Annotated in this window: 1 pseudogene; it reads right to left on the bottom strand. The window is 48.2% G+C overall.

The window, feature by feature from the left end:
* Nucleotides 1-102: 102 nt before the first annotated feature.
* A pseudogene (locus ACTHUE_RS17485) lies at nucleotides 103-1,841 on the bottom strand (DNA-directed RNA polymerase subunit beta'); the annotation flags it as partial.

The following is a 1,841-nucleotide window of genomic DNA, read 5'->3' as shown; positions in this document are numbered from 1 at the left end:
TATTTATTCAGACGGCCTTAAACTCTACCCTCTTTTAAGTCCTCTAAAAAATAAAACCGCAAGACTGGCTTGCGGTTTTATTTTCACAACAATCCCGAGGGATTATTCGTCTGAAGCTTCGGTTTCAGAAGTTTCTTGATCGGCTTGCTGCCATTGTTGATGGCGACTGCGGTGGTAGGTCAAACCTGTACCGGCAGGAATCAAACGACCAACAATTACGTTCTCTTTCAAACCACGCAGCTCGTCTTGTTTGCCCATAATAGCGGCCTCTGTCAAGACGCGGGTTGTTTCTTGGAACGATGCCGCTGAAATGAAGCTGTCTGTAGACAAGGAAGCTTTGGTAATACCCAGCAACACATTTTCGTAACGTGCCGGCTCTTTGTCTTCAGCCATGGCTTTTTCATTGGCAAGCATCACATCGCCACGCTCAACTTGTTCGCCGGTAATGAACTCTGTATCACCGGAATCGACAATGTTCACTCGACGCAGCATTTGACGGATGATGACTTCGATGTGTTTATCGGAAATCTTCACACCTTGCAGGCGGTAAACCTCTTGTACCTCTTGAACAATGTAGCGAGCCAATGCTTCGATACCTTGCAGACGCAGAATGTCGTGTGGATCTACGGCACCGTCTACGATGGTTTCACCGCGGTTTACCACTTGACCATCGTGTACCAGAATCTGTTTCTCTTTAGAAATCAGGGTTTCGTATGCTACACCGTCTACGTCGGTAATAATCAGGCGCTGTTTACCTTTGGTTTCTTTACCGAAGGAAACGGTACCGGTAATTTCAGCCAACATACCTGCATCTTTCGGCACGCGTGCTTCAAACAATTCGGCTACGCGTGGCAGACCACCGGTAATATCGCGGGTTTTAGAAGACGCTTGTGGAATACGCGCCAACACATCACCCTTACCGACTTCCTGACCTTCACGAATGGTAATCACCGCACCGACCGGGAATGCCATAGAAACTGGGGTAGTCGTACCAGGAATGCAAATTTCCAGACCATTTTCATCCAACAGTTTGACAGTCGGACGCAACAGTTTAGAAGCACTAGAGGAACGACGTTTGCCGTCAATCACTACCAAAGTAGACAAACCAGTTACATCGTCGGTCTGTTTCGCAACGGTAACACCCTCTTCCACGTTTTCGAATTTCACCATACCTGCATGTTCGGTGATCATCGGACGGGTATGCGGATCCCAAGTTGCCAAGGTTTGACCAGCTTTAATGGCTTCGCCGTCTTGTACCAGCAGGATTGCACCGTAAGGTACTTTGTGACGTTCACGTTCGCGACCGATATCGTCGTGAATCACTACTTCACAAGAACGGCCAATGACAACCAACTCGCCTTTGTTGTTGGCAACATAACGCATTTGACTGCTGAAACGTGCTGTACCATTGGATTTAGCTTCTACTTGGCTGGCTGCCGCCGCACGAGATGCCGCACCACCAATGTGGAACGTACGCATGGTCAGCTGAGTACCTGGCTCACCAATGGATTGTGCAGCAATCACACCTACAGCTTCACCAGCGTTAACCAGTTTACCGCGCGCCAAGTCGCGGCCATAACAGTGTGCACACAAACCATGACGGGTTTTACAAGTAATTGGCGTACGGACTTTAACCTCGTCAACACCAGATTGGTCAATGATATCGACTAATTTCTCAGTCAGCAATGTACCTGCCTCAACCAATGTTTCTCCTGTTGAAGGATCAACAACATCTGATGCTGTAACACGGCCTAAAATACGATCGCGCAACGCTTCAATTACGTCACCGCCTTGTACTACTGCTTTCATGACAAAGCCGTCTGAAGTACCGCAATCGTCTT

The sequence above is a fragment of the Neisseria sp. P0021.S005 genome, assembly GCF_051956955.1.
Note: the sequence above shows the minus strand (reverse complement) of the source record. Positions and strands in the feature narration are given on the sequence as shown.